Genomic DNA, 533 nt, shown 5'->3' with positions numbered 1-533 from the left:
AATTATATTATAAATTCAACTTTGCAACAGAACCGTAAATTTTATTGCTAAATAAATACATATAAAATAAGAGAGCGCATATTTACGCTCCCTTTTCCTGTTTTATTATTAAAAGGTCATAACAGATTATGATCATCTGTTTTGAAATGCTGTGAGAAGCTCTCATTTGCATCGAAGTAAAGTTTATTAAACCAAATCATTATCGTGTTTAATTCTATAAACAGTCTGCCTTGTTATATTAACTTCTTTCGCAATCTTACTGATAGCTGTGCCTTCTTTTAACATTTCCACAACTCGATGATAAATAATGCGTTTTTGAGGATCCTTTGCATTCGTTGAATAAAGTAACGGACGCCCTTTATATACACCTTTTTCTTTCGCAACTTGAATACCTTGAGCTTGTCGACGTTTACTTTCATTTCGTTCTTGTTCTGAGACCATTGCTAATATTTGTATGATTAAATCTTTCATAAACTTATCTAATAAAGGATTGCCAATGACTTCATTCATCATAGGTAAACTAGTAATCATCA

Annotated in this window: 1 protein-coding gene; it reads right to left on the bottom strand. The window is 31.0% G+C overall.

The features are described from left to right. Window positions 1–186 precede the first annotated feature (186 nt). Window positions 187–533 (bottom strand): helix-turn-helix domain-containing protein (locus tag HMPREF2897_RS02875; protein WP_141751278.1); only part of this gene is annotated, 347 nt, incomplete at its 5' end.

The organism is Staphylococcus sp. HMSC065D05 (assembly GCF_001813195.1).
GTDB classification, from domain to species: domain Bacteria; phylum Bacillota; class Bacilli; order Staphylococcales; family Staphylococcaceae; genus Staphylococcus; species Staphylococcus epidermidis.
The sequence above is the reverse complement of the archived record's forward strand: the minus strand, read 5'-3'. Positions and strand labels throughout refer to the sequence as shown.